24 protein-coding genes are annotated in these 24984 nt (G+C 72.6%); 12 read left to right on the top strand and 12 right to left on the bottom strand.

Annotated features, from left to right (window positions below):
* Window positions 1-46: 46 nt before the first annotated feature.
* Window positions 47-493, bottom strand: a complete 447-nt coding sequence (locus Q8791_RS09235; RefSeq protein WP_330091199.1) for a nitroreductase family deazaflavin-dependent oxidoreductase — start codon at window positions 491-493, stop codon at window positions 47-49.
* 383 nt (window positions 494-876) lie between these two features.
* Here Q8791_RS09235 and Q8791_RS09240 point away from each other — a divergent pair, with 383 nt between their 5' ends.
* Both Q8791_RS09240 and Q8791_RS09245 read left to right on the top strand, forming a co-directional pair.
* Window positions 877-3954 carry an alpha-mannosidase gene (locus Q8791_RS09240; RefSeq protein WP_330091200.1) on the top strand — a complete coding sequence of 1026 codons (3078 nt, stop codon included), beginning with the start codon at window positions 877-879 and terminating at the stop codon, window positions 3952-3954.
* A gap of 163 nt (window positions 3955-4117) precedes the next feature.
* A complete protein-coding gene (locus tag Q8791_RS09245; protein WP_330091201.1) occupies window positions 4118-4900 on the top strand; it encodes an IclR family transcriptional regulator in 783 nt (260 codons plus the stop codon).
* 61 nt (window positions 4901-4961) lie between these two features.
* On the opposite strand, the gene Q8791_RS09250 is transcribed toward Q8791_RS09245, so the two are convergent.
* Complete coding sequence (locus Q8791_RS09250; protein ID WP_330091202.1) at window positions 4962-5717, bottom strand: metal-dependent hydrolase; 756 nt, start codon at window positions 5715-5717, stop codon at window positions 4962-4964.
* A 65-nt stretch (window positions 5718-5782) separates the two neighbouring features.
* Between Q8791_RS09250 and Q8791_RS09255 the strand changes: the two genes are divergently transcribed.
* On the top strand, window positions 5783-6205 hold the full coding sequence (locus Q8791_RS09255) for a TSUP family transporter (protein ID WP_330091203.1): 423 nt from the start codon (window positions 5783-5785) through the stop codon (window positions 6203-6205).
* 142 nt (window positions 6206-6347) lie between these two features.
* Here Q8791_RS09255 and Q8791_RS09260 read toward each other — a convergent pair whose 3' ends face one another.
* The 4 genes from Q8791_RS09260 to Q8791_RS09275 are packed head-to-tail and all read right to left on the bottom strand — an operon-like array spanning window position 6348 to window position 10564.
* Window positions 6348-7208, bottom strand: a complete 861-nt coding sequence (locus tag Q8791_RS09260) for a carbohydrate ABC transporter permease (RefSeq protein ID WP_330091204.1) — start codon at window positions 7206-7208, stop codon at window positions 6348-6350.
* A gap of 5 nt (window positions 7209-7213) precedes the next feature.
* A complete protein-coding gene (locus tag Q8791_RS09265) occupies window positions 7214-8152 on the bottom strand; it encodes a carbohydrate ABC transporter permease (RefSeq protein WP_330091205.1) in 939 nt (312 codons plus the stop codon).
* Between the two features lie 23 nt (window positions 8153-8175).
* Window positions 8176-9528: an ABC transporter substrate-binding protein gene (locus tag Q8791_RS09270; protein WP_330091206.1), complete on the bottom strand. Its 1353-nt coding sequence runs from the start codon at window positions 9526-9528 to the stop codon at window positions 8176-8178.
* 28 nt (window positions 9529-9556) lie between these two features.
* Window positions 9557-10564: a LacI family DNA-binding transcriptional regulator gene (locus Q8791_RS09275; RefSeq protein WP_330091207.1), complete on the bottom strand. Its 1008-nt coding sequence runs from the start codon at window positions 10562-10564 to the stop codon at window positions 9557-9559.
* Between the two features lie 167 nt (window positions 10565-10731).
* On the opposite strand from Q8791_RS09275, the gene Q8791_RS09280 reads away from it, so the two are divergent.
* Complete coding sequence (locus Q8791_RS09280) at window positions 10732-11730, top strand: ADP-ribosylglycohydrolase family protein (RefSeq protein ID WP_330091208.1); 999 nt, start codon at window positions 10732-10734, stop codon at window positions 11728-11730.
* Window positions 11720-12754, top strand: a complete 1035-nt coding sequence (locus Q8791_RS09285) for an ADP-ribosylglycohydrolase family protein (RefSeq protein ID WP_330091209.1) — start codon at window positions 11720-11722, stop codon at window positions 12752-12754. The genes Q8791_RS09280 and Q8791_RS09285 overlap by 11 nt, the downstream gene beginning before the upstream one ends.
* Before the next feature lie 253 nt (window positions 12755-13007).
* Here Q8791_RS09285 and Q8791_RS09290 read toward each other — a convergent pair whose 3' ends face one another.
* Complete coding sequence (locus Q8791_RS09290; RefSeq protein ID WP_330091210.1) at window positions 13008-13403, bottom strand: ArsR/SmtB family transcription factor; 396 nt, start codon at window positions 13401-13403, stop codon at window positions 13008-13010.
* A gap of 166 nt (window positions 13404-13569) precedes the next feature.
* Between Q8791_RS09290 and Q8791_RS09295 the strand changes: the two genes are divergently transcribed.
* A complete protein-coding gene (locus tag Q8791_RS09295; protein ID WP_330091211.1) occupies window positions 13570-14676 on the top strand; it encodes an NADH:flavin oxidoreductase/NADH oxidase in 1107 nt (368 codons plus the stop codon).
* A 92-nt stretch (window positions 14677-14768) separates the two neighbouring features.
* On the opposite strand, the gene Q8791_RS09300 is transcribed toward Q8791_RS09295, so the two are convergent.
* From Q8791_RS09300 to Q8791_RS09310, 3 genes are all read right to left on the bottom strand, one after another.
* Entirely contained in the window at window positions 14769-15806 is a 1038-nt protein-coding gene (locus Q8791_RS09300; RefSeq protein WP_330091212.1) for a zinc-binding dehydrogenase, read from the bottom strand.
* 338 nt (window positions 15807-16144) lie between these two features.
* On the bottom strand, window positions 16145-17728 hold the full coding sequence (locus Q8791_RS09305; protein WP_330091330.1) for a Na+/H+ antiporter: 1584 nt from the start codon (window positions 17726-17728) through the stop codon (window positions 16145-16147).
* A 111-nt stretch (window positions 17729-17839) separates the two neighbouring features.
* Window positions 17840-18217, bottom strand: a complete 378-nt coding sequence (locus tag Q8791_RS09310) for a DUF2255 family protein (protein ID WP_330091213.1) — start codon at window positions 18215-18217, stop codon at window positions 17840-17842.
* Between the two features lie 313 nt (window positions 18218-18530).
* Here Q8791_RS09310 and Q8791_RS09315 point away from each other — a divergent pair, with 313 nt between their 5' ends.
* A complete protein-coding gene (locus tag Q8791_RS09315; RefSeq protein ID WP_330091214.1) occupies window positions 18531-18968 on the top strand; it encodes a DUF6892 domain-containing protein in 438 nt (145 codons plus the stop codon).
* A gap of 568 nt (window positions 18969-19536) precedes the next feature.
* Here the strand turns inward: Q8791_RS09315 and Q8791_RS09320 are convergent.
* Together Q8791_RS09320 and Q8791_RS09325 are read right to left on the bottom strand one after the other, a co-directional pair.
* On the bottom strand, window positions 19537-20325 hold the full coding sequence (locus Q8791_RS09320; RefSeq protein ID WP_330091215.1) for a hypothetical protein: 789 nt from the start codon (window positions 20323-20325) through the stop codon (window positions 19537-19539).
* Between the two features lie 382 nt (window positions 20326-20707).
* Complete coding sequence (locus Q8791_RS09325) at window positions 20708-20992, bottom strand: hypothetical protein (RefSeq protein ID WP_330091216.1); 285 nt, start codon at window positions 20990-20992, stop codon at window positions 20708-20710.
* A 335-nt stretch (window positions 20993-21327) separates the two neighbouring features.
* Here Q8791_RS09325 and Q8791_RS09330 point away from each other — a divergent pair, with 335 nt between their 5' ends.
* The 5 genes from Q8791_RS09330 (at window position 21328) to Q8791_RS09350 (ending at window position 24963) form a co-directional block, all read left to right on the top strand.
* Window positions 21328-22428, top strand: coding sequence for a CobW family GTP-binding protein (locus tag Q8791_RS09330; RefSeq protein ID WP_330091217.1), 1101 nt, complete (start codon window positions 21328-21330; stop codon window positions 22426-22428).
* A gap of 2 nt (window positions 22429-22430) precedes the next feature.
* Entirely contained in the window at window positions 22431-22691 is a 261-nt protein-coding gene (gene rpsR, locus Q8791_RS09335) for a 30S ribosomal protein S18 (RefSeq protein ID WP_330091218.1), read from the top strand.
* A 42-nt stretch (window positions 22692-22733) separates the two neighbouring features.
* On the top strand, window positions 22734-22970 hold the full coding sequence (gene rpmB / locus Q8791_RS09340; protein WP_330091219.1) for a 50S ribosomal protein L28: 237 nt from the start codon (window positions 22734-22736) through the stop codon (window positions 22968-22970).
* A gap of 1 nt (window position 22971) precedes the next feature.
* Entirely contained in the window at window positions 22972-23277 is a 306-nt protein-coding gene (rpsN, locus tag Q8791_RS09345; protein ID WP_330091220.1) for a 30S ribosomal protein S14, read from the top strand.
* A gap of 252 nt (window positions 23278-23529) precedes the next feature.
* Complete coding sequence (locus Q8791_RS09350) at window positions 23530-24963, top strand: PepSY-associated TM helix domain-containing protein (RefSeq protein WP_330091221.1); 1434 nt, start codon at window positions 23530-23532, stop codon at window positions 24961-24963.
* The last annotated feature ends 21 nt before the right edge of the window (window positions 24964-24984 follow it).

Consider the following 24984-nt stretch of genomic DNA (forward strand, 5'->3'; position numbering starts at 1 on the left):
CCCCGGCCGGGCGCGGCGGCGGTCCCTCACACCGTCGGCCCGGCCGTCAGTCCGCGCGGCCGACCACGAAGACCGGGATGACCCGGTCGGTCTTGCGCTGGTAGTCGGCGTAGGCGGGGTAGGCCGCGACGGCCCGCTCCCACCACTCCTCGCGCTCCGCGCCCCCGACCTCGCGCACGCGGGCCGCGAAGGGGGCGGGACCGTCCTGGAGGGTGACGGCGTCGGGGTTCTCGCGGAGGTTGTGCACCCACTTGGGGTCCTCCGGGGCCCCGCCCTGGGAGCCCACGAGCGCGTAGCGCCCCTCGTGCTCCACGCGCATGAGGGCGATCTTGCGGATCTTCCCGGTCTTCCTCCCGCGCATCGTCACGATCACGACCGGCAGGCCGGTGTCCATCAGGGTGTTGCCCTCCGCGCCTCCGGTGCGCTCGTACAGGGCGACCTGTTCGCGGACCCACGCGGACGGGCTCGGTTCGTATTCGCCTTCCACGGCCATCTCCCTCTGGGCGTGTCCGCGGCCTGCGGGCGTTCCCGCCGGCCGCGAACGGTCGGAGCTCCGGCACGCGTGGCACCCGCGGCGTCCGGGTGCGACCCGGTCGCGTGCGCCACCGCCCCGTCGGCGGGCAGGACCGTACGGCCCCGCCGGAGCACCCACATGGTGCCACGGCGGCCCCGTGCGCGGAGGCGCACGGTCGCGGGGTGTCACGGAACGCCGGGCGCCCCGGCCGCTCCCCGCCGGGCCGCCTCACCCGCCGCCGAGCCCGTGCGCCGACAGGTCCGGGACGCGTCACGCCACCGCGTCCGGAGCGTTGACGAAGCCTCCGCGGCGGTGGCAACGTACCGAGCACCTGTCAGGGGACGACCGAACGGAGAACCATCGTGCACGATGACCGGCGGCTGACCGAGGCCCGGCTGCAACGGGTCCTGGGGGAACGCGTGTGGCCCGCGATCTACACCCTGTCGGCCCCCCTGGAGGTCGCACGGTGGGACGTCCCCGGGGAGCCGGTCCCCGCGGCGGAGGGGATCGCCGCGGAGTACGCGCCCGCCCGGACCGGCGACGCCTGGGGCCCCGCCTGGGGGACGACGTGGTTCCGGCTCCGGGGGCGCGTGCCCGCGGAGTGGGCGGGGCGGACGGTGGAGGCCGTCGTCGACCTCGGCTTCGACAACCGCATGCCGGGTTTCCAGTCCGAGGGGCTCGTCCACCTCCCCGACGGCACTGTCGTCAAGGGCCTCAACCCGCGCAACGCCTGGATCCCGGTCGGCGCCCCGGCCGAGGGCGGGCAGCCCGTGGAGTTCTACGTGGAGGCCGCCGCCAACCCCGTCATCCTCGGAAACCCGCCGTTCCGGCCCACGGAGCTGGGCGGGGGTCCGGGGCCGGCGGACGAGCCCCTGTACCGGCTGCTCCGCGCGGACCTGGCGGTCTTCGAGACGTCCGTGTGGGAGCTGGCCATGGACCTCGACGTGGCGGGCGGGGTCATGCGCGCCCTCGACACCGGTGACCCGCGCCGCTGGGAGTTCCTGCGTGCCCTGGAACGGACCCTCGACGCCCTCGACCTCCAGGACGTCCCGGGCACGGCCGACCGCGCGCGGGAGGTGCTGGCCCCGGCCCTGCGCTCCCCCGCGGCCGCGAGCGCCCACCGGGTGTCGGCCGTGGGCCACGCCCACATCGACTCCGCCTGGCTGTGGCCCCTGAGGGAGACCGTGCGCAAGGTCGCCCGCACCAGCGCCAACGTCGTCGCGCTCACCGAGGACCACCCGGGGTTCGTCTTCGCGATGTCCCAGGCGCAGCAGTGGGCGTGGCTCAAGGAGCACCAGCCGGACGTCTTCGCCCGGGTCCTGCGCGCGTCCCGGGCAGGACAGTTCGTGCCGGTCGGCGGCATGTGGGTGGAGTCCGACACGAACATGCCCGGCTCCGAGGCGCTGGCCCGGCAGTTCAGCTTCGGCAAGCGGTTCTTCCGCGACGAGCTGGGCGTCGACACCCAGGAGGTGTGGCTGCCGGACTCGTTCGGCTACTCCGCGGCGCTCCCCCAGCTCGTGCGGCTCTCGGGCTCCCGGTGGTTCCTCACGCAGAAGATCTCCTGGAGCCAGACCAACACGTTCCCCCACCACACGTTCTGGTGGGAGGGCATCGACGGCACCCGGGTCTTCACCCACTTCCCTCCCGTGGACACCTACAACTCCGAGCTCACCGGCTCGGAGCTGGCGCACGCCTCCGCCAACTTCCGGGACAAGGGGGGCGCTTCGCGGTCCCTGGTGCCCTTCGGGCACGGCGACGGCGGCGGGGGCCCCACCCGGGAGATGCTGGCGCGTGCCGACCGGCTGGGCGACCTGGAGGGGTCTCCCCGGGTGGACGTCGAACACCCCGCGGAGTTCTTCGCCAAGGCGCAGGCGGAGTACCCCGACGCCCCGGTCTGGCTGGGCGAGCTGTACCTGGAGTTCCACCGCGGCACCTACACGAGCCAGGCGGCCACCAAGCAGGGCAACCGCCGGTCCGAGCACCTGCTGCGCGAGGCCGAACTGTGGGCCGCGACCGCTGCCGTGCGCACCGGCTCCCCCTACCCGTACGAGGAGCTGGAACGGGTCTGGAGGACGGTCCTGCTGAACCAGTTCCACGACATCCTCCCCGGCAGTTCGATCGGGTGGGTCCACCGCGAGGCCGCCGAGTCCTACGCGGAGGCGGCCGTCGAGCTCGACGGGATCATCGCGGCGGCCCAGGAGGCCCTCGCGGACGGCGGGGGCGCCGACGGGACGGGGGCCGGCGGCACCCTGGTCTTCAACGCCGCCCCGCACGAGCGGGACGGGGTCCCCGCGCTCGGGGCGGTCCCCGCCGCCCGTACGGGGGCGCCCGGCGCGGTCGCGGCCACCGTCAGCGCCTCGGACGGCGGCCACACCCTGGACAACGGGCTGCTGACCGTGCGCGTGGACGGCCGGGGGCTCGTCACCTCGGTCCTGGACCGGGTCGCGGAGCGCGAGGTGCTCGCTCCGGGGGCGCCGGGCAACCTGCTCCAGGTGCACCCTGACCTGCCGAACCAGTGGGACGCGTGGGACGTCGACGCGTTCTACCGCAACACCGTCGTCGACCTCACCGACGTCGACGCGATCGACGTCCCGGCCTCTCCCGCCGGGGGCGCCGCGGCGCTGCGCGTGACGCGCTCCTTCGGCGCGTCCTCGGTCGTCCAGGTCCTGTCGCTGAGCCCCGGCGCACGGCGCCTGGACGTGGAGACGGTCGTGGACTGGCACGAGCGGGAGAGGTTCCTCAAGGCGGCCTTCCCGGTCGACGTCCGGGCGGACGAGTCCTCGTCGGAGATCCAGTTCGGCCACGTGAAGCGTCCCACGCACTCGAACACCTCGTGGGAGGCGGCGAAGTTCGAGATCTGCGCGCACCGGTGGGTGCACGTCGCGGAGCCCGGCTACGGTGTGGCGCTCCTGAACGACTCCACCTACGGCCACGACGTGACACGCGCGGTGCGCCGGGACGGGGGCACCACGACCACCGTGCGCCTGTCGCTCCTGCGCGCTCCGCGGTTCCCCGACCCGGAGACGGACCAGGGCGAGCACCGCTTCCGCTACGCGCTGGCCCCGGGTGCGTCGGTGGAGGACGCGGTGCGCGAGGGCTACCGGATCAACCTGCCCGTGCGGGAGGCGCCCGGCGGCGGCGCCGTCGAACCGCTCGTGCGGGTCGACGACCCGGGTGTGGTGGTGGAGTCGGTCAAGCTCGCCGACGACCGGTCGGGCGACGTCGTCGTGCGGCTGTACGAGGCGCGGGGCGGGCGGGCGCGGGCGACGGTGGCGACGGGCTTCCCGGTCACCGGGGTCCGGGCGGTGAACCTGCTGGAGGAGGAGTACGAGGGCTCGCCCGAACTCGACGTGCGGGCCGCGGCGGACGGCGTCGGGCACGGCTCGGTGGTGTTCGGGCTCCGGCCGTTCCAGATCGTGACGCTGAGGTTCGCCCGGTAGCGCGGTCCCGTACACGGTCCGCCCGGCCCCGGCGGCCCCGCCCCGTCCGACCGCGTCCCGGGACGCGAGGCGCGGTGGAGCCGCCGGCGGGCGCCCGGCCGGGACACGTGGGGCCCGCCCGCCGCGGCCCGTCCGGGCGTCGGCGTTGTCTAGCCTGGCTCACATGCACAGCCAGAGCAGCACACCGCCCGGTACGCAGACCCTGCGGCGGGGGCTCGACGTCGTCGCCGCCGTGGCACGGGGGGCGACCGACCTGCGGGCCGTGTGCGAGAGGACGGGGATCAGCCGCAGCACCACGCACCGGCTGCTGCAGCTGCTCGTCCAGGAGGGGTACCTGCGCCGGGGGGCCGAGAGCACCTACCTGCTGGGCCCCGCGCTGATCGAGTACGGCTTCCTCGCCCTCCAGCAGAACCCGGTGCCCCTGGTGGCGCGCCCGGTGCTGGAGCGCCTCTCAGGGAGGTTCCAGGACACCGTGCACCTGGCCATCCGCGACCACGACGAGGTGCTGTATCTGGACAAGATCGCCAGCCTGCGCGGTGCGGAGACGCGTTCGCGGATCGGCTACCGGATGCCCCTGACCACCACCGGTATCGGCAAGTCCCTGATCCTGGACGAGCAGGAGGACGCCTGGGAGCGGCTCTTCGCCGCCGACCGCCGGGACGGCGGCGCGGGCGAGGAGCGGTCCCTGGACCGGTTCCTGGAGGCGATGCGCCGGTACCGCAGGCTGGGCGCCACGATGGACCTGGAGGAGAACGAGCCGGGCATCCGCTGCGTGGCGGCCCCCATCCGGGACGGGAGCTCCTCGGGGGTGGCGGCGGTCAGTATCTCCGCCACCCGCCCCTACATGCCCATGGAGCGCATGCGCGCGCTGGTCCCGGTCCTGCGCGAGGCCGCCGAGGAGATCTCCGGTCTCCTGGGGTACCCCGCGACCGGCCCCCGGGCCTGACCCCGCCGGGGCGCCGGCCCCCGTTCCGCGGGCCCACCGGCCTTCTCACCACCGGCGGCCCTCAGACCACCGGAGGCAGGGGCGCTCCCATCAGCAGCACCACGGGGAAGCCGATGAGCGCCCCGACCCGGATCCCGACCTCCACCCGGCTCCTCCCGGTGTGGAAGGCCACCGGTGAGCGCAGCATCCACCACCGCTTGCCGCGCACCGTGAACGGCCACGCCAGCGGCACGCCCGAGCGGGTCAGCCAGTCCCCCAGCACGTGCGTGAGCGCCCCCGCGAACACCACGAGGGCGATGAGCCACGCGGCGGGGCCGAAGTCCTGGACGAGCAGCGTGCAGGCCCCGAAGACGCCGGCGACCACCAGCGCAGCACGCCTGCGCCGCCGGGCCGTGCCCCACGACCTCCAGGAGCCGGCCACGGTCCCCAGCCCCAGCGCGGACATCGCGAACACCACCAGGGCCGCCCCCGCCGGCACCAGGGCGATCCCCAGCGCCACCAGCCCGAACACCAGGCACGCCGGGACGGTGTGGGTCAGGAACCGGTGTCCGCCGTCCCGGGGATCCGCCAGTTCCCTCGGGGTGGCCGTGCCCCGGTAGACGCGCCTGGACAGGTCGCGCAGGCCGGTCGCGGCCAGCTCCGTGACCCGCCCCAGGGAGCGCCCGACCGTGGAGCCCGGCTCGTCCAGGTCGGGGAGGAGCGCGGCTCCGGCCCCGACCGCCGCGCACATCAGCGTCACGAGCACGTCGGCGCCGCAGAGCACGGCGACCGCGCCGCCCGCGAGCACGCCTGTCGCGGCGTGCGAGGTACCCATCATCGAGGTCTCCGTAGGGGGTGGGGAGGACTGCCTCCCCGACCCTCTCGCGGTCATGCGACAGGGCAGTGCCGCGGGGGCCTCTTTCCGCGCCCCGCGACCGGCGGGCGACCGGCGGCCGGTGCCATGACGGCGCTGCGCGGTGCGCGGGTCCGCGACCGCGGGGCGCCGGCGCGCGGAGGGGCGGGGTTCGTCTGGTCGAGTGGGCGGCCGTCGCCGGGGCGGGGTCCCTGGCGGGGCTGATCAACGTCGTCGTGGGCCCGGGAACCCTCGTGACGTTCCCGGTCCTGCTCCTGTTCGGCTACCCGCCGCCGGTCGCGGACACCTCCAACACGATCGGGCTGGTCGGGGGCAACCTGTCGGGGACCTTCGGGTACCGCGGGGAGCTCCGGGCCACGGCCCGCCTCGCACGCCTCCTGCCGCCCGTCTCCCTCGCGGGAATCGTCGTCGCCGGCAGCGCGGCCGTCGTCGACAAGGTCTTCCTCTCCTGAACGCGACGGCCCGGCCGGTTCCGCGTGCGCGGATCCGGCCGGGCCGGGAGGGCGTCCGTCCCTCTGCCCCCCGGAGGGGGCTGCGCGGGACCGGGTTCCTCCCCCGGCCCCGCGCCCCGCCGGCCCCTCGCGGGGCCGGCCGTCAGTTGGCCATGCCTGTGGACGCGTAGCCCGAGACGAACCGGCGCTGCATGACGAGGAAGACCGCGAGCATGGGCAGCAGCATGATGAGTCCCGCCGCGGCCACCAGGGCGTGGTTCACGGTGAACCCCTGCTGGAAGGAGTACAGGGCGATCGAGACGGGCAGCGCCTCGGCGTCCTGGAGGAACGTCACCGCCAGGAGGAACTCGTTGTACGCCTGGAGCCCGGCGACCAGACCGGCCGTGAGCAGTCCCGGCCAGATGAGCGGCATCACGATCCGCACGAACACGGTGAGCTCCCCCGCTCCGTCCATGCGGGCCGCGGCCTCGTAGTCCGGTGGGATCGCGATGAGGTAGGACCGCAGGAGCAGGGTCGCGAAGGGGCTGTAGATCGCCCAGTAGATGACGATGAGGCCGAACTGGGTGTCGTACAGGCCCAGCCGCGTCCACCACGACAGCAGCGGGACGAGGAACAGCTGGATCGGCAGGGACGTCACCACGAGCAGGTACATCGTGATCGCCCCCGGCGCGGGGACGTCCAGGCGCACCATGGCGTAGGCGGCGGACCCGGCGATCAGGCACACCCCGACCGCCGTGCAGGACACGATGATCGCGCTGTTGACCAGGCCGGTGGACATGTTCGCGTTCTGCCACGCGGTGACGAAGTTGTCCCAGGCGGCGTCGGCGGGCAGGCCCATCGGGTTGGTGCTGAGCTCCGCCGGTGTCTTCAGCGCGCTGAAGACCATGACGACGATGGGACCCAGCGCGTACGCGGCCAGGATCACCAGCAGCAGGTAGGTGAGGGGGCGGCTCCGGTCCATGAGACGCGCGGCGCGTCTCGCCCGTGTCGGTCGTGCCGGCATCGAGGTCACACCTCCCATCGGAGTCGGCGGCGCAGGATGAGGTAGCCCGCGATGGTGATGGCGCTGATGATCGCCATGACGACGCCGACGGCGGAGGCGACGCCGGCCCGGGACTCGCTGAACGCCGTGCGGTACAGCAGCGTGCTGAGCATGTCCGTGGAACCCGCCGGACCGCCCTGGGTGAGGATGTAGACGAAGTCGAACACCAGGAACGACCAGATGATGGTCATCAGGAACAGGAACACCAGGGTCGGCCGGATCCCGGGCAGGGTGATGTGCCAGAACTCCCGGAACCTCCCCGCCCCGTCCAGCCGGGCCGCCTCGTACAGCGAGGGGTTGACCGACTGCATGGCGGTGAGGAAGAGCATCACCAGGAAGCCCCACCACTGCCAGTTGTTGATCATCGCGATCGCGCCCAGGGCCAGGTCCGGGTCGCCGAGCGCGTTGACGTCGCCCGCCCAGGGCACGCCGAAGGAGGCGAGGGCGGGGCCGAGGCCCGCGTCGGGGCTGAGGATCTGGCGCCACACGGCCGCCGAGACGACCGTGGCAACCACGTAGGGGATGAAGAACGCGATGCGGAACAGGGTCTGCCCGCGCCGCACCCGGCTGAGCAGGTAGGCGCCCAGCAGGCCCATGCCCATGGGCACCGTGAGGAAGAACAGCGTCCACACCAGGTTGTGGCCGAGGGCACGGTGGAAGGCCGCGTCACCGGCCAGGGCCTCGTAGTTCGCCGTACCGACGAAGTCCGGGGTGTTGATCCCGTCCCAGTCGGTGAACGAGTACGCGACCGACATCATCGCCGGGCCGGCGATGACGAGGACGTTGACGATGAGGAGCGGGGCGAGGAACAGCAGGCCCGTGAGCCTGCGGTTGGGGCCTCGCCGGCGGGCCGGGGGGCGGGGCGGCCGAGCCGCCCCGCCCGGTCCCGTGGCAACGACGGACATCGGGTCGGGTTTCCGGTTTCTCTCTACTGCGGAGTGAACGGGGTGGGCAGGCCGCCGGCGCCCAGCTCCTGCTCGAAGCTGATCTTGAGGAAGTCCGTGAACGCCGACGGGGTGATGTCACCGGTGATGACGGCGTCGAACTCGGTGTACAGCGCGGTGTTGGTCTGCGGGGGCAGGAACGTCCAGCTGGCGTAACCCAGGTTGTCCGAGGCGGGGATCTCCTCGTACAGGCGCTGGGCGCGCGGGTCGATGCCCTCGGGGAAGTCCTCGGCGGTGTAGGCGACCGGCGGCGGGTTCTCGCCCTGCTCCGCCAGGTAGCCCAGGGAGCGGGTGGTGTCGCCGACCAGGTGGTCCAGGAAGGCGGCGGCGGTGTCGGGGTCCTTGCTGTCGGAGCTGATGGACAGCGCGGTACCGATCGCCATGGGGTACACGCCCGGGTCGACGCCCTCGGCCAGGGACGGCAGGGGCGCCCAGTCCCAGTCCTGCGGGTCGTTGCCCGAGTCGGTGAAGAACGTGCCCATGGAGCTGAAGCTCCACGTGCCGCTCATGTACATGGCGACGTCGCCGTTGGCGATGCCGGTGCACATGTCGGGGTCGGTGTTGGTGAAGTAGCGCTCGGCGCCGCCGCCCCACCAGCCCTTGTCGATCTGGGACTTCATCGTCTCCAGGGCGTCGACGACGGCGTCGTCGTTCCAGTCCCGGTCGCCGGTGAGGATCTCGTAGAGGTTCTGGGGGCCCACGGCGGCGTTGAGCACGCAGCTGAGGTACCACTCGCTCTGCGCCGGGTAGCCGCTGTTGCCGGCGCCGACGGGGATGATCCCCTTGGAGTCGGCGTCCTCGCACAGGGCCTCGAACTCCGCCTTGGTCGTGGGCGGGGTCCAGCCGTTCTCCTCGAACACGGCGCGGTTGTAGTACATCACGAGCGAGCCGTAGGAGGTGGGGACGGACTGCATGGAGTCCTCCACACGGCTGAGCTGCTGGGCCCAGGGGAGGAGGCGGTCGTTCCAGCCGTACTGGTCGGCGTAGTCGTCGAGCGGGATGGTGCGGTTGCCCTGGGCGTAGCCGATCGTGGTCGTCGGGCCGGGCGAGTAGATGATGTCCGGCGCGTTGCCCGAGGAGACGGCGGTGTCGGTCTGCGACGCCAGGTTGGTGAGCTGCTTGGTGGTCATCTTGACCTGGCGCTCCGACGACTCATTGAACGTGTCGATGAAGTGCGTGCGGAAGAACTCCTCGGTCTCGGGAGTCGGGAAGGCGCCCCAGTAGTCGATGGCGGAGCTGCCTCCGCCGGAGCTGCCGCACCCGGTCAGGAGCCAGGCGCCCGCGAGGGCCCCTCCGGTGAGTCTGAAGGCGTCGCGGCGGGGAAGGTGGTAGGTCACAGGGGATCCTTTGGATCGTGCACGGTGGTCAGGTTGAATCGCGGACGATGAGTTTCTGGGGGAGAACGACCTCGCGTGCCCCCTGGGCGGGGTCCCCGGAGAGGCGGTCGAGGATCAGCCGGGCGCAGGTGCGCCCGATCTCCCGTGCCGGGTTGTGGACGGTGGTGAGCTGGGGTGACAGGAGGGTGGCCGCCTCGATGTCGTCGAATCCGGTGACGGCCACGTCCCGGGGGACGGTCAGGCCGCGCTCGCGGACGGCGTCCAGGGCGCCGACCGCGATGAGATCGTTGGCGCAGACCAGGGCCCCGGGGGCCGGGTCGAGAGCGAGCAGGGCGTGCGCCCCCTCCACCCCTCCGGCCCGGGTGAAGGGCCCGGAGACGACGAGGGACTCGTCGATCCCGAGTCCGAACTCGCGCAGAGCCCGTTCGTAGCCCGCCAGCCGGAGCCGCCCCGGTGCGGTGTCCGGGTCCCCGTTGACGAAGCCGATCCTGCGGTGCCCCCGTTCGAGCACGTGGGTGACCGCGTCCGCCATGCCGCCGGTGTCGTCCGCCCGCACGATGTCGCCGAAGCGGGGGTCGAGTTCCCCGCTCAGGCGCACCAGGGAGGCTCCGGCGTCGGTGATCGCCGCGTAGTGGCGCTCCTGGGCGGTCAACGAGGCCAGGACGACCCCGTCGACCTTGCGGTCGAGCAGGTGGCGCAGAGCGGCGTCGAGGTCCTCGGGGGTTTCCCGGACGCTGCACATCGAGATGAGGAAGCCCTTGGGCTGGAGCACGTCCTGGAGCCCGGCCGCCATCTGCGGGTAGAAGGGGTTGGTGACGTCGGAGACCACCAGCGCCACGGCCTCGCTGCGCCCCGTTCGCAGACCGCGCGCCGAGGGATCGGGGCGGTAGCCCAGCTCCCGGACGACCTCGAGCACCTTCGCCTTGGTCCTGTCGCTGACGGGACGGCGCCCGCTCAGCACATGGGAGACGGTTGTGATGCTCACACCCGCACGCGCCGCGACGTCGGCGATGCCGGCCCTGTTCTCCTTGGTCATCTCTCTCGATTCACCTCGTATGCAAAACGTATTGCAAAAGGGTAGGGTTCATAGTGGCCAAGAGCGGTGCGCAGTGTCAAGACGAGTCTCCCCCACCCCCATTCAGCAGGCGGTACACGGCAGATCGTGTCGAACGGCTGTGCCCAAAACGAAGTGAGAGGATGCCGATGGTGACTCGTGATCGGTGCCGTGGGGCCCTGGTGGGCCTGGCGGTCGGCGACGCCCTGGGGGCACCCACCGAAGGCATGACCCCCGATGCCATCCGTGCAGCCCACGGACGTGTGGTGGACTTCCTCGAGGAGGACGCCGCCGGCACCGACGACACCGAGTACGCCGTCCTGTGCGCGCAGGGGCTGCTCGCGCACGGACACGACCTCACCGGCGACCGCGTCGCCGAGGTGTGGCGGACAGCACTCCTCGCCCAGACCGAGGGCTTCCACGGCGCCGGCTTCAGCGAGATGGTGGCCATCGCCAACCTGCGCGCCGGCCTGCGACCCCCGGTCAGCGGCAGCGACAGCTACGAGTCGTGGAGCGACGGCGCGGCCATGCGCATCGCACCCGTCGGGATCCTCTGCGCGGGCGACCCGGACGAGGCGGCCCGGCTGGCGTACGAGGACGCCGTCGTCAGCCATGACGCCGACGGCATCCACGGCGCACAGGCCGTCGCCGCCGCCGTGGCGCGCGCCCTGGTGGCCGAGGGGCCCGACGAGGTCGTGGCCGCCGGGCTCGCGGCCATGCCCGCGGACTCCTGGACCGGGCGCCTCACGCGGCGGGCCCTGGCGATCGCCGGGGACGCACCCGACACCGACGCGGCCGAGCGGGAGCTGTACGCGCAGATCCCGCTGTTCCACTACCCGTGGCCCGACACGGCCCCCGAGGCGGTGGCCCTGGCCTTCGGCCTCTTCGCCGCCGCCCGCGGCGAGTTCGTCCCCACCGTGCTCGCCGGGGTCAACATCGGGCGCGACTCCGACACCATCGCCGCGATGGCCGGGGCGATGGCGGGCGCGCTGCACGGCGCCGCGGTCATCCCCCCGGCCTGGCGGGAGCAGGTGACGAGCGTCTCCGGGCGCTGCGTCACGGTCACCGCCGGAACGAACCTCATCGAACTCGCCGACGCCCTGCACGCCGCGGGGCACCGCCACCAGGAGGTGGACCTTGCGCTCTGAGACCGCGCGCGGCGCCCTGCTCGGGCTCGCCATGGGCGACGCCCTGGGGCTGCCCGCCCAGTTCCACCGACGGGTCCGCTCCGGTTGGGGGCGGGACATCCTGTGGCAGAAGAACGCCGAACTCGACCGCCAGCGCGTCTCGCGCCCGCTCCTGCCGTTCGCCCTGACCGGTGACGAGGGCAGCCCGCTGTCCGGCACCGACGACGCCGAGACCGCGGCGACGGCTGCCCTGGTGCTGCTGGAGGCGGAGGGCCACGACACCGCGTCGCTGTTCGCGCGGTGGCGGGCCCACTACGCGGACACCGAGGGCGTGTGGTGCGGCGTCGCCGAGCGCGGCGCGGTCGTCCACGCGCTGCGGGGAGAGGTCCCCCCGACCACCGGCACCGACAACCCCGTGCACTGGGACGACGCCGCGGTCCCGGCGGCCGTGGTGATCGGCCTGTTCCACTCGGGGGACACGGAGGCCGCGACCCGCCTCGCGGGGGACTACGCGAGCATCACCCATGCCAGGGACGGGCTGTGGGCGGCCCGCGCCATGGCCCACGCCGTGGCGTCGCTGGCCGCGGGCGCCCCGCTGGCGATCGCGCTGGAGGGCGCCCGCCGGACCGTGCCCGCGGACAGCTGGCTCGGACGCGGGCTGGCCCGCGCCGACGCGCTGGCCTCGGGCGCCACGGACGCCTTCACGGCGGTGCCCGACCTGGTGGACGCGTTCGGACGGTCGCGGTACAGCCACGGGGGCGTGGCCCCCGAGACGCTGCCTGCGGCGTTCGCGATCACCCGTCTGGTCGACGGGGACCTCGCGGCGGGGCTCCAGGCGGCGGCGCTCCTGCCCCGCCAGGCCGACAGCATGCCCGCGATGGTCGGCGCCCTGTGCGGAGCGGTCGGCGGAGAGCGCTCCGTCCCGGCGTCCTGGCGCGAACGCGTCGACCGGCTCGACGGCGTGCTCCTGCCCCGGGTCGCCGGCCTGCGGCTGACCGAACTGGCCGACCGCCTGGTCGCCGCGGAGTCGGGCGCCGTCCGGTGAGGTGAGCGCTTCGGACCAAGGAGCCGCGTGGGGCGGGACCGCCGCCCCACGCGGCTCCTGCGTTTCTCCGGGCAGTCGAGCGGACGCACAGGCCGGCGCCGCGGCCCCGGTGCGGGCGGCCCGCACCGCGCGGAGGACGCCGGTGGTGCGCACCGCGCCGCGTCGCGGAGGACCGCAGGGGTCCGGTCCCCCCGACTCTCGGCCATCGGCCTCGAAGGTGCTCCGTGCGGCGCGGCGCCGCCCGGCAGACCCCTCAGCGGCCCCCGACCGCGGGGACCGGTTCCGTCCCGGCGGCCGTGTCGTCCCCCTCGGCGATACGGGCGGCGTTGAGAACCGCCCCGAGCAGACCCGGCATCCGCACCTCCAGGTCCTCGGTGCGCAGACGGCTCATCCGTGACGTGCCCTCGTAGTACTGGCGGATGATCCCGGCCTCACGCAGCACACGGAAGTGGTGTGTGGACGTGGACTTGCTCACCGGGAGCGCGAAGGCGATGCAGGCCATGTCGTCATGGCCGTCGGACAGCTCGCGCACGATGCGCAGCCGTATCGGGTCCGCCAGGGCGTGCAGGACCGCGTCCACGCGGATCTCCCCCGCCTGCGGGTGCTCCAGCCGGCGCCCCGTCCTCTTCACACCTGCCGTGTCGGCCACAGGACCGCCCTCCTCGTTGAGACGCCACCCACAAAATACGAGAACCATCGTAGTTTGACAATCATCGTAATACGATGCTTATCGTATGAGGAAGCGGTCCACGCGTGACCGACACCCGACCCCGGCACGACCGGTGTCCCACCCCACCCCATGGGAAGGACCGACTGTGAGCACGTTGTTCACGCCTCTCAAGCTGAGGTCCCTGGAGATCCCCAACCGCGTGTGGATGTCCCCGATGTGCATGTACTCCGCACAGTCCCAGGGCCCCGAGGCCGGGGTGCCGACCGACTTCCACCTGGCCCACCTGGCCGACCGGGCCGCGGGCGGCCTGGGCATGGTGATGGTCGAGGCGACCGGTGTGCGCCCGGACGGGCGGATCAGCCCCTGGGACCTCGGCCTGTGGAACGACGCCCAGCAGCAGGCGTTCGCGCGGATCACCGCCGCCGTCCGCGCCCACGGCTCGGTTCCCGCCATCCAGCTCGCACACGCCGGACGCAAGGCCTCGGTCGACAAGCCCTGGCTCGGCAACCGGCCCGTCGCGCCCGCCGACGGCGGATGGACCACGGTCGGCCCCAGCGCCGAGCCCTTCCACGACCACCCCGCCCCGGCCGCGCTGACCGTGGAGGAGATCGGGCAGCTCGTGCGCGACTTCGCCGCCTCTGCCGAGCGGGCCCTGGCCGCCGGGTTCGAGGTGGTGGAGGTGCACGGAGCCCACGGCTACCTGCTCAACTCCTTCCTCTCCCCCGCGGCCAACCGGCGCACCGACGCCTACGGCGGCACCGTCGAGAACCGCATGCGGTTCCCGCTGGAGGTCGTCGAGGCGGTGCGGGCGGTCTGGCCCGAGCACCTGCCGGTGCTCTTCCGCACCTCCGCCACGGACTGGCTCTCGGAGAACGCCGAGGACCCGCGCGAGGGGTGGACCGGCGAGGACACGGTGCGCCTGGCCAAGGAGCTCCAGGCCCGGGGCGTGGACCTGCTCGACGTGTCCACCGGCGGCATGGTCCACGACGCCTCCATCCCCGCCGCGCCCGACTACCAGGTCCCCTTCGCCGAACAGGTGCGCCAGGAGACCGGCCTGCCCACCGCGGCGGTCGGCCTGATCCTGGAGCCCGCCCAGGCGGAGGAGATCGTCTCCTCGGGCCGCGCCGACGCGGTGTTCCTGGGGCGCCAGCTCCTGCGCGAGCCCTACTGGGCGCACCGCGCGGCCGAGGAACTGGGCGCCGGCTCCCGCTGGCCCGACCAGTACGGCTACGCCGTCGCCCGCCGGGGCTGAACGCGCACTCACGGACCGGTCCGTGACCGCGGCCCCGCAGGCCGCGGTCACGGGCCGGTCCGAGGTCCCGCCGCCCCCGTACGGGGGCCCGTTCAGGGCGCGACGAGCGCCTTGAGCGACTCGCGGGAGTCCATGGCCCGGTAGCCGTCGGCGACGTGCTCCAGGTCGACCGTCATGTCGAAGACCCGGCCCGGGTCGATGCGGCCCTCCAGCACGTCGGGCAGGACCTGGTCGATGTAGGCCCGCACCGGGGCGGGGCCGCCGTTGAGGGTGGCGTTCCTGCCGAACAGGGAGCCGAACCCGATCGGGGCCTCCTCGTACTGCGGGACCCCGACCCGGGAGATGACGCCGCCGGGACGCAGCACGCCGTGGGCCGTCTCGTAGGCGGGTCTGTGGCCGACCGCCTCCAGGACCACGTGGGAGCCCTTCCCCCCGGTCAGCTCCATGACCCTGGCCAGGCCCTCCTCGCCCCGCTCCGGGACCACGTCGGTGGCCCCCCACTCGCGTCCCAGGTCGGTGCGGCTCCTGTGGCGGCCCATGAGGATGATGCGCTCGGCCCCCCTCTGCCGGGCCGCGAGCACCGCGGACAGCCCCACGGCTCCGTCGCCGATCACCGTGACCGTCTGGCCGGCGCGGACGCGTGCCATGTGGGCGGCGTGGTAGCCGGTGAGGTAGACGTCCGACAGGGTCAGCAGCGACGGCAGCAGGTCCGAGTCGACCGAGACCGGGACCCTGATGAGGCTGCCGTCGGCCTGGGGCACCCGCAGCGCCTCGGCCTGCGCGCCTCCCACGCCGCCGGCCCCGTACCAGCCCCCGTTGACGCAGGAGGTCTGGAAGCCCTCGCGGCAGAACTCGCAGGTGTTGTCCTGGAAGGCGAAGGTGCCGATGACGAAGTCGCCCTTCCTCACGGTCCTCACGTCGGACCCGGGATCCTCGACCACCCCGAGGAACTCGTGGCCCATCGGAGCGCCCTCGGACGAGGCCTGCATGCCGTGGTAGGGGTGCAGGTCCGAACCGCACACACAGGCGCGCACCACGCGCACGATCGCGTCGGTGGGCGCCTGGATCGTCGGGTCGGGTACCTCCTCCACCCGCACGTCGCCGGCGCCGTACATGAACGTTGCCCTCATCGGTTCTCCATCCGTCGAGCCGTTGCGGGGGCGGACACCCGCCGATCGGGCACACCTCCCACCCCTCCAGGCAACCCGTTCAACGCCTCTGACGGGAGTCACTGTCGTTCCGGGTACTGGCGCAACCCCCTCGCCTGCGGAAGACGGGGCGTGCGGGCGCCCGTCCGGCGCGGAGGCGGGGCGGAGAGCGGACCGGAGCGGGGCGAGCGGCACATGCCCGCGTCCGTCGGCGCGGGTTCCCCCGGCCTGCCCCGCGTCCCGCGTCCCGCGTTGAGCCGGCCGTGCGGGGGCGGCGGCGCCGGGTCAGGGGCCCGCGGCGGCGGTCGGACGACCCGGGGTCACTCGAACTGTTCGCGGTGGGACAGCCTGACCTCTTCGGTGTCCATCGACGACTGCATCCTGCGCAGCACGACGTCGTCGATGCGGCGTTCGTCGCGCAGCCGGATCACGGTGGCCCGCTTGCGCGCCAGCAGGGCCAGGCGCAGGGCGGTGTACTGCTCCTCCCTGCTCCGGATCCGGTCGGTCCGCGAGGCGTCGGCGTCCTCGCGCAGCGTCTCCAGGTGCTCCCGGTACTCCTCCTCCAGACGGGAGGCGACGGCCGGGTCGGTGCCCAGGGCGGACACCACCTCCGGCAGGGCCCGCAGCGCCTCATCGAGCGCGGTCCTCTGCGCGAACCGCCGCTCCCGCTCCACGTCGGAGTCGTCGGGGAGGCCCGCCCACGCGATCAGCGGGGGCAGGAGCAGACCCTGGACCACCAGGGTCGCCAGGATGACCCCGGTGGTGGTGAACACGATCAGGTCGCGTTCGGGGAAGGGTGCGCCGGAGGCGACGGTGTGCGGGACCGCCAGGGCGACCGCCAACGACACCGCGCCGCGGAAGCCCGCCATGGCGTTGACGAGGCGGGAGGGGAGCCCCGGCCCCCCGTCCGGCCGCAGCGACCGGGGCAGCAGCGCCACGAGCACGGGCGGGCCCAGGACGAAGGCGCACCGCACCGCGAGGACGAGCACGGACACGAGTGCGACCAGCGCGAGGGCCTGGGCCAGTGCCAGGCTGGTGAGCCCGCGCACGGCCGTGTGGACCTCCAGGCCGACCAGGACGAACAGCGACCCGTTGATGAGGAAGACCGCCAGGGACCAGGACGCCTCCGTCTGGCGGCGCGACTGCGGGCGCCCGACGGTCGGCCCGGCCTGGCTCATGATGAGACCGGCCACCACCACCGCCAGCACACCGGAGGCCCCCACGCTCTCCGCCAGGAGGAAGGCGGTGAAGGGGGTGAGCAGGATGACGACGTTCTGCATCAGGGCGTTCTCGATGCGGCGGCGCACCGCGGCCCAGAACAGGGCGGTGACCGTGCCCGCCACGACTCCGCCGCAGTAGGAGAGCAGGAACAGCCAGCCGACGTGCGGAGCGCTCAGGGACACCTCGCCCACGGTGACGCCGACCGCCACTCCGTAGACCACCAGGGCGGTGCCGTCGTTGACGAGGCCCTCGGCACGCAGGACGGTGATGTCACGCCGTGGAAGGAGGCGGGCCACGGTGGACACCGCGGTGGCGTCGGTGGGGGCGACGGCGGCCCCGAGCACCCACGCCGCGCCCCAGGGCAGCCCCCACTGGTGGGCGAGGACGGCCACGGCCGCGGCCGTGGCGATGACGAGCAGCGTGCTCATCACGGCGATGCCGGTGATGTTCTTGCGGATCTCGCGCAATGACGTGGACAGGCTCTCCCAGTACAGCAGCAGGGGCAGGAAGATCAGGAGCATCACCTCCGGGGGCAGCTGTACCTCGTGCAGGGCGGGGACGAATCCCAGCAGGACACCGCTGCCCAGCAGCAGGGCCGGAGCGGGCAGCCTCGACCGGCCCGCCAGCGCGGTGCAGACCAGGATGGCGGTTCCCAGCAGTACGACGAGTACGAGACCGAGCAGGAGAGACCTCCGTCGACGTCATTGCGTGCCTCGCGGCCGTGGCGCGGCGCCCGTCACCGCCGACCGCCTCGGGTCGGCGGTGGGGACCGCCCCGCGCCCCGGCGGCCGGGTTCAGGCCGGGGCGCGCAGGAGCCTGGTGGTGGTGGAGCGGGCGGGCGTGCCCGTGATCCGCTCGACGGCGGAGGAGGACGCCCCGTACTTGGAGCGGTAGGCGGAGTCGATGCGGTCGTCGAGGGCGTGGTCGGCGTCCTCGAAGACCACGTCGGCCTCCACGCCTCCGGCGCTGACATGCCCCGCGAGGCGGTCCCGGGTGCCCCGGTACCAGGAGGACCCCGGCCCGTTGACGGACCGGACGTAGAGGTCGTCGCCCTCGCGCACCACCCAGATCGTCCGGGGCCTGCGCAGTCTCCCCCCGTCGTCCAGGGACGTGATCCGCATCTCCCCCGCATCGCCGATCCTGCTCAGTTCGGCATCGCTCCACGCGCTCATCCGTGTCCTCCCCCGATCCGTGGCACGGTCGGAGCCTCCCCCACCGGCCCACGCAGGGAAGCCGCCCAACACGGACCTTTGCCCAGGGCGGAGGAGGTCGTGCCCGCACCTTGGCCCGCCACCCCGGGGCGAACACGGCCTCCGGGAAGCGGTGGCGCGGCCCTCCGCCCGCGCGCACCGCGACGCGGCGCCCCTGGGCGCCCCCCGAGGGCGCACCGGTGCCGCCCACGGACAGGGCTTCCCTGGCCGGACCGCGGGTCCGGCGCCGGACCCGGCGCCGGTCGGCGTCGTACCCCCTGGCTACGGTGGCGCCATGCCGACCTTCCAGGACTTCAACTTCAAGCTGCTCGTCATCGACAGGCTCATGTACGACGACGAGACCCTCTCCCCTCCGTTCAACCTCTCCACGCACCTCAGGGGGCTGGGCATCACCGAGTCCGCCTACGACTACGCCCGCAGGACCGGGAAGGAGTACGCGGTCCTGGACGAGGCGCGCGCGTACTTCGAGGCGCTGGAGATCGGTGAGGACCAGCTCGCCACCGTGGACACGATCCTGTTCGACGGCGGGAACCGGGTGTTCATGGAGTGCGCGCCGATCTGGGACGGCGAGGACGACCTGTTCGACGTCCGCTCCCTGGACGACCTCGCCCTGGTGCCGAACCTGCGGAGCTTCCAGAACGCCGAGGACCTCTTCTACCGGCAGCCCGAGATGCTGGAGCTCCTCGCCTCCCGGGGGATCGCGACCGACTAGGTCGTGTTTTTTGAACCCTTCCGGGCTCGCGTCCACCAGGCTTCCTCTCGCTGCGCCTCTGCGCTCGTGAAGCACAACCAGGCTGAACGTCGCACATCGTCTTGCGAGAGATCGCCTGGACGGCCGCTCGCCGACCCGGAAAGCTCCTAAAAAACACTCCTAGGCGAGAAGGGCCTGCGCTGGGGAGGCCGACCGCTACCCATCGCAGCGTGAACACACCCAGGTGAACGATTTCGGCCACAGCACCAGGTATCGACGCCGCGCTGGAAGTGCTCACCGGCCCCCTCAGCAGCAGGGCCGAGGTGACCTGTGCGACACCCCACCGACTGGACCCGGACGACAAGGACGCCACCGCCCGACGCATCGCCCATCTCCTGGGGAAGGGCGCCGCGGAGCCGGCCTGCATCCTGGCGTCGTGCGCCCCCACTCACGAGGACGCCACAGAGCAGAGGCGCGCACTTCGGGTGGGGCGCTCGTGACCGTAGGAAAGCTCGCACCCGCGCACTTGGTCAAGGGGGTGTAGGTGCGGGCTTTCCGGTCACACCTGCCAGGAAACCCGGGGGGCAGTTCAGCTCGGAAGGTCCACGATCAATCCTTCCGCCGGATAGCTGGGCGGAGCATCGTTTCGGCAGCTCGGTCCGGACCAGGACACCAGCTGATCGTCGGCGACGACGGAGTAGTCCCCCAGGAGACAGGGTGCGGCATCGTTGTCGGCTTGGTAGGCGGTGAGTTGTCCCGTGTCAGTGTCGTAGGCCCCGATCGATCCCGCGCGGACCGATACGAGGTTGCCCTGGATCCATTCGAGGAGCACCGATTCTGCAGGGCTTCCCTGGTTCCCGGAAGCCTGGAGGTGGAGAGATGCGTCCTCGTACGCCAGATTCCAGGATGTGTCATCCTCCGCAAGGGAGTAGACGAAAGAAGGGGAGGTCGCGCCGCGGGAGGAAACCAGCCAAAGTTCCCCCCGCTCGGAGCTGACAAGAGAAGCCCTGTCCCATGGGCCTTCCTGGATTCCCCGCGCTGGTAGAGGACGATACGTATCCGAGCCAGGAAATACCGCTTCGAAGCTCAGCTCTCCTTCCTCGCCGATGCCGACGAGAGCAACTTCTCCTGTTTCCATCAGGGCGCCGTCCACGACTGGAAACCTCGTATCACCCCGAGTCCACGCCTCGGTGTCGTGATCATAGACATGGACCGCTTCCGCAGACAGAATCACAGCACTGTTGTCGATCGCGAAATGGTCGACGACGTTGGTTCCGATGCCGGACGACGGGGCGGCCCGCCAGGTGTCAGAAGACGGGGAATAGATCATGCTGTCGGACACATCTCCCGACGCGCTCTGCCCCTGGGTGACCAACATGCCCTCTTCGGTCCATACGGCGGTGTGCCCGTAGCGGCTCGTGAAACCCGAGGGTGCCGCGATGGGGCGCCACGTTTGTGTTGTGGGGTCGTAGGCCGCGCCATCAGCGAGATCGTTTCCGGCTCTCCCTCCCCAGACGATGACTTCTTCCCCTGTCCATACGATGGAATGTCCCTCGCGTCCCTGGATCGGGGCTTCGTCGACGAGCTCCCATGATGCCTGCTGTGGAGATGGGACTGTGGAACAGGCAGTGATCAGGAAGAGAGAGGCCAGGAGGCTCGAGTATTCTTTTCTTCTTTTCATTTTCGCCGATTTCGAAAGGGAAAATAGAGAGGACTCCCGAACTCGGGAGCCCTTCCGCTTCACTATATGTGTGAGATGCCTACCACGGAACCCAGCCGAGATCCGTCCACAGGGTGAAGTCCTTTCGAGTCGTTCCTTGGGGGCCTCGGTAGTTGACCTCGGCCCACGCGTAGTCGGACAGCCTCGGGACCACCGCGGTGTTGTCGGCCTCGAAGAGCATGCCGTAGTCCAGCGTCTTCTGCCTCCGCACTTCGCCCTCGAAGATCTGGCCCAGCTTTCCCTGATTCGGAATGGCGTCGATCCACGGGTCCTGGCAGTCGTTGATCGGGAAGGTGAGTCCGGTGCCGCCGGCGCCGATCGTCACCGATGTGCCGGGGGTGCACGAGCTTTCCGGAGAGATCGGGGCCCGGTCCACCATGAAGTCGAGGACGTCACACGCCCGAGGGGCCGAGGACGCCCTGACCCGAGCTGAAGTGTGCGGACTTCCGCACACCCCTCCCACCACGGCCCGCCCCCTCCCTGGGGCGGGCCGTCGGCGTTCCCCCGTCCCCCGTCCCACCGCCGCTGCACCGTCCCGACACCCCCGACGACCGCGCCCGGCCCCCCGGGAGGACGGGTCCGGGTGCGACCCGTGTAGAATTCGACAATGAAAATCGTTTTCAAAACAGGGAGAGGTCTGCCCATGGAGGGGAGAACCCGATGCGCGTGGTACTGATCTCCGGCCTTCACCGGTCGGCACGCCGAACAACCTCGGACGACCTGCTCGCCGCCTCGCCCGGATCCGTGGTGGTCCACCACGACCTCGGGGAGATCGGTGAGGGCACGGTCCACCGGGTCACCAGGGACGGCTCCGGCCGGGCCGACCGCCGCGAGGTGCACCTCGTCCACGCCTGCGCCTCCTGCACGCTGCGCGAGGACCTCCTGCCCCTCCTCGTCCGGATGGCGGAGGAGGGGCTCCACGACCTCTGCGTCGTGGAGGCCTGGGACGGCGTGGAACCGCGGCTGATCGCCGAGTCCGTCGCGGCGGAGCCCTCGCTCACCCTGGCCTGCGTCGTCACCGCCGTGGACAGCGACCTCCTCCTGGACGACCTGACCAGCGCCGACGAACTCGGCGACCGGGGCCTGGACATCGCACGGGACGACGAGCGCACGGTCACCGAGGTCCTCGTCCGCCAGATCGAGTACCCCTCGGTCGTGGTGCTGCACGGCTCCTCGGAGCGCGCGGAGGCCCGGGCCCTCCTCGAACAGCTCAACCCCGGGGCGGTGGTCGTACCACCGGGCGCGCACCTGGAGGAGTTCGCCCACGGCCTGTTCGACCCCGGGTCGGCCCACGCCCGCCTGAACCCGGTCTGGGCCCAGTACGGGGACCGCGCGGACGGCCGGGTCCGCACCGTCACGTGGACGCGCACACGGCCGCTGCACCCCCAGCGGCTGGCCGACGCCCTGGAGACCGTCGTGTCCATGGGGCTGCGCGGCCGGGGGCGCTTCTGGCTCGCCAGCCGGCCGGACAGCCTCCTCGTCTGGGACTCCCACAACGAACTCCTCATGGTGGAGAACGGCGGCCCCTGGATGGACGCGCTGCCCGGTGCCGCCCTGGACCTGGTGTCCGAGGCCCGCCGCGCCTCAGCCCTCCTGGACTGGGAGCCGGACATCGGCGACCGCCGGCAGCACCTCGCCTTCACCGGGATCGACCTGGACGGCGACGCCCTCGTCGAGATCCTGGACTCCTGCCTGGTCACCGACGAGGAGACCCTCCAGGACCACACGACCGACCCCTTCGCCGAGTTCTCGGAGAGGTAGCCATGCCCGACCGCACAGAGCGCCGCGCGACCAGGCGCGGCCCCGCCCGCACGTCCGCCAACCCGCTGGGCGACCAGGACTTCGTCGACTACAAGGACGTCGCCCTGCTCCGCACGTTCGTCTCCGACAAGGGCAAGATCCGCAGCCGCCGGGTCACCCGGGTCACCGCCCGCCAGCAGAGGCTGGTGGCCTCCGCGATCGCGAACGCGCGCGAGATGGCCCTGCTCCCCTACCCCTCCACCCTCCGTGCCGGACGACCCTGAACAGGTTCCGGCGACCGCACCACCACGATGAGAGGACCGACCATGTCCCGTGTATGCCAGGTGACGGGCAAGGCGCCCGCCTTCGGCAACGCCGTCTCCCACTCCCACCGGCGCACCAGGCGCAGGTTCGACCCCAACATCCAGTCCAAGCGCTACTGGCTGCCCGACGAGCGGCGGTTCGTCACGCTCCGGGTGAGCGCGAAGGGCATGAAGGTGATCGACGCGCGGGGGATCGAGCGCGTGGTCGCCGACATCCGCGCCCGGGGAGGCAGGGTCTGAGATGGCCAAGAAGAGCAAGATCGCCCGCAACGAGCAGCGCAGGGCCGTCGTCGCCCGCTACGCCGAGCGCAGGGCCGAACTCACACGCCTGATCAGGAGCCCGCACACCGGGAGCGAGGAGCGCGCGGCGGCGTCGGCCGAACTCAGGCGCCAGCCCCGCGACGCCAGCGCCACCCGGGTCCGCAACCGGGACGCCGTCGACGGCCGCCCCCGCGGCCACCTGAGGCGCTTCGGCCTGTCCCGCATCCGCTTCCGGGAGATGGCCCACCGGGGGGAGCTGCCGGGAGTCACCAAGTCCAGCTGGTAGGGACGCTCTCCGTCGGGGTGCGGCGGAGTGCCGGACGCTCCGCCGCACCCCGTGCTCCCGGCACCGGCTCGGAAGCCCCCGCCTCCGGGCCGGTGTACCCGCCCCGGGCTCCGGTGCGCACCGCGCGGGCGGGGAGCACGCCGGAACCGGACCGGCGGCCGGGAACCGGGGCGCCCCCGCGGACGACAACAGAGGGGATCACCCTTCACCGGGCACGAGGTCCCGGTGCGTCGCCGTGAGGAGAACGAACACGTGGAACGCCAACCCGACGAGTCGGCAGCGGACCGGGCCCGGCCGGGACGCCGCGGCGCCTGGGCGGCCCTGCGCCCCCTGGTCCTGCGCCTGCACTTCTACGCCGGGGTCTTCGTCGCCCCCTTCATCCTGGTCGCCGCCGTCTCGGGGCTCCTGTACGTGTGGACGCCGCAGATCGAGCAGGCGGTGTACGCGGAGCAGCTGTACGTCGAACCGGACGGCGCCCCCCTCGCGCTGCACGAACAGGTGCGCGTCGCGCGGTCGGAGCTGCCCGGCGCCGAACTCGACGCGGTGCGTCCGGCGACCGGGGATCGCGACTCCACCCGGGTCCTCTTCGACCTTCCCGGACTCGCGGAGAGCCACCGGATGACGGTGTTCGTCGACCCCTACGGCGGCGAGGTCCTCGGGACGATGCAGACCTACGGCACGAGCGGCGCCCTGCCCGCCCGGACCTGGGTCGACATGCTGCACCGCAACCTGCACCTGGGTGACGCGGGCCGCCTGTACAGCGAACTCGCCGCGAGCTGGCTGTGGGCGGTCGCCCTGGGCGGCGCCGCCCTGTGGGTGTCGGCGTCCCTGCGGCGCCGCAGGAGCGCCCGCCGCCTGCTGGTCCCCGGCGCGGGTGCCCCTCCGGGCCGTTCCCGGTCGGTGTCCGTGCACGGGGCGACCGGGCTGTGGTTGCTGGCGGGGCTGCTGTTCCTGTCGGCGACCGGCATGACCTGGTCCCAGTACGCGGGGGCGAACATCACCGAGCTGCGGGAACGTCTGGCCTGGTCCACCCCTTCCGTCTCCGCCGGGACGCCGAACGCCACACCCGGGGTGGACGCCGGCATCGACACGGTGCTGGCGAGCGCCCGGGACGCGGGGCTGGACGGGCTCGTCGAGGTCTCCGTCCCGCGGGACCCCGCCGCCCCCTACACGGTCACCCAGATCGACCGGTCCTGGCCCTCCAGCGTGGACGCGGCGTCCGTGGCCGCCGACACCGGCGAGGTCGTCGACGTCGTGCGCTTCGCCGACTACCCGCTCATGGCCAAGCTCAGCCGGTGGGGCATCGACGCCCACATGGGCGTGCTGTTCGGCGTGCCCAACCAGCTCGTGCTGACCGCCCTCGCCCTGGGGCTGGTCGCGGTCATCGTGTGGGGGTACCGCATGTGGTGGCAGCGCAGGCCGACGCGGACACACGCCCTGGGGGTGGGCCGCCCGTATCCGCGCGGCGCCTTCCGTGCCCTGTCGTGGCCGTGGAGGGTGGCGGTGGCCGCCGTCCTCGCGGCGATCGGGTGGGCCGTGCCTCTGCTCGGGGTGTCACTTCTGGCGTTCCTCGCGGTGGACCGGGTTGTGGGGCGGCGCGCGGGCCGCCCGCCCCGCGCGGCGGGCGGGAACCCCGTGTCCGCCGGGGCGGCGGGCGCTCCGGCCACGGGGTCCCGCCCCGTGTGAGGGGAGGGCCCTCCGCGGGCC

It is taken from the genome of Nocardiopsis codii, assembly GCF_036327455.1.
Lineage (GTDB): Bacteria > Actinomycetota > Actinomycetes > Streptosporangiales > Streptosporangiaceae > Nocardiopsis > Nocardiopsis codii.